This window comes from Corynebacterium sp. HMSC072A02 (assembly GCF_001810085.1).
Taxonomy (GTDB): domain Bacteria; phylum Actinomycetota; class Actinomycetes; order Mycobacteriales; family Mycobacteriaceae; genus Corynebacterium; species Corynebacterium hesseae.
In genome coordinates, this window is record NZ_KV799836.1 from 1 (window position 1) to 2,263 (window position 2,263).

A 2,263-nucleotide genomic window follows, 5' to 3' on the forward strand; every position below is an offset into this window, starting at 1 on the left:
AAATAGGGTGTCCACTAAACGAGGGTAACCTCAGCTCTTGCACGCAAGCTGAAAAGTACAAAGCATGTGACCAGGCATAAGCTGTGGATGGACTACGTGTCGCAGCCGTGTCCGACGGATAAGACAAAGTACCAGTACTCCCAGTTCTGCAGTGGGCTCAATGAGTTTCTGCGTGCCAATGATCTCGTTGAAGTTGTCACCCATGAGCCAGGTCAAGAGCTTTATGTCGACTGGGCCGGTGACAAAGTGCCTGTAGTAGATCAGGCCAGTGGTGATACAGCGTTCAAGGCGTCATTGTTCGTCGCGGTCAGCCCATACTCAGGGCTGATGTACGTCACGGCCGCTGCGAACGAGAAGATGCCGTCGTGGATTGAGTGCCATGTTAAGGCGTTGAACTATCTTGGCAAAGTACCAGCGGTCATCGTGCCAGATAATGCTTCTACGGCGACTTATCGGCCAAAGAAGACCTCTACATACCGGATGGTCACTGACCGCTACGCAGCGTTTGCTGACTATTACGGGGTCACGATTGTGCCGACTAGGCCCGGCAGGCCTCGTGACAAGGCAGCGGTAGAGCGTGCCGTGAAAATCACTTACACCAAAATCCTGGGTTACTTCAGCAACGAGGTCTTCTATAGCCTTGATGAGCTTAATGAGGCGATCGCTGACCGTCTTGCTGATATCAACAGCGCAATGACGCGGCCTGATGGCTCAACACGGCGCATGCGCTTTGATAAAGAAGAGGCACCAATGATGCGGGATCTTCCGCCGACGCCGTTTACGGAAGTGTCTTATAAGAGGCTCAAAGTCGACCGCAATTGGCACATCACCTGTGACTACCAGTACTACTCAGTGCCATTTCAGCTGGTGGGAGAATCGGTAACAGTCAGGCTCACCCCGCAACTAGTAAGCATCTTCAACGGGGAGCAGCTTGTTGCTGAACACACGCGCCTTCACGGATTCAAATACCGGTATTCCACCAACCCTCAGCATGGCCCATGTGGCGACGATGAAGGCCACAAGGCGCTTACCCGTGATGAGCTCTTGGCCTGGGCCTCGTCGTTTGGGGCAGCAACGCACGCAGTCATAGCGATGATCCTCGACCGCAATAGTGCCGCCGTACCCCGCGGACTCATTCAGGCACGCAACGTGCTGGCCAACCTGGGCAAAAAGCACAACAAAGCCACCCTCGAACCGGCATGCCAGCAGGTCTTAGACAAGAAGCTGGCCCCCACGATGGCAGTGATCAAACGCATCCAGACTGACATTGCCCACGCCCAACAACATCCCGGGCCACCAGGGGCAAAACCACAGCCTGTGGCCAAGCGCCAACCACGCCCAAGTACCCCGCTTACCGGTGAGGTGGCCGATGCCGTCTTTATCCGGCCTGCTGACCACTACGAAAACTAGAAGCAATAAGGAGTGAAACCATGAGCAGCATCGACGACGAAATTGTGCGGGCGAAAATGCGCAAGCTTCGCGTATCGACCTTCGCTGATGTCTTCTACGAGGTTGTCAACGACGAGGCCTATGCGGATGCGCTACCAGAAGACATTTTCCTCGCCGCAGTCGAAGAAGCTTACACACAACGCCAACAGCGCAACATTGCCAAGGCCATTACCCAGGCTAAATTCCGATACCCGGATGCGAGCCTTGCTGAAGTCACCCGGGCAGAACAACGCGGTATCAACATGCGCCAGTTGAAACGAATCGCAGCCACTAACTGGCGGGAAAACCCGACCAATATTCACATCCTCGCCCCGACGGGAACAGGCAAGACCTACATTGCCTGCGCCATCGGCATCGCCGCGTGCAAGGCTGGATACTCGGTGGCGTACTACCGGCTGGACCAACTTGTAGACATGCTGGCGGTCTTCTCACCGACTGACCAAAACTACCTCGATAAGATGCGGAAACTGATCAACGTCGATGTCCTTATCATCGACGACTTTATGACCATCAGCATCAACCAGCGCGGGCAAGAAGACCTAACCAAGATCATATTCGACCGCGACGGAAGGCTGCCTACACTTATCTCCTCCCAATCAGCTGCCGCCTATTGGGTTGAAACACTGCCAGACAGAGTCGGAGCCGACTCACTCGTAAGCCGCCTCAACAACGGCCACCGAATCCATATCGGAGACTTCGACATGCGCAAAGCCACCGCCCCCACCACCCCAGACGACTAATACAGACGGGCCGGGCCGACGCACCCCTCGGCCCGGTACCAACTACCCGGAACACGACAGTACCGAGTCCCCAG

At 55.5% G+C, this 2,263-nt stretch carries 2 protein-coding genes; both read left to right on the plus strand.

Annotated features, from left to right (window positions below; genetic code table 11):
- Nucleotides 1-48 precede the first annotated feature (48 nt).
- Nucleotides 49-1,410 carry an IS21 family transposase gene (gene istA / locus HMPREF2698_RS04595; RefSeq protein ID WP_256375529.1) on the plus strand — a complete coding sequence of 454 codons (1,362 nt, stop codon included), beginning with the start codon at nucleotides 49-51 and terminating at the stop codon, nucleotides 1,408-1,410.
- Between the two features lie 20 nt (nucleotides 1,411-1,430).
- Nucleotides 1,431-2,189 (plus strand): ATP-binding protein, encoded by a 759-nt coding sequence (locus HMPREF2698_RS04600; RefSeq protein ID WP_070562495.1) that lies wholly within the window; start codon nucleotides 1,431-1,433, stop codon nucleotides 2,187-2,189.
- Nucleotides 2,190-2,263 lie beyond the last annotated feature (74 nt).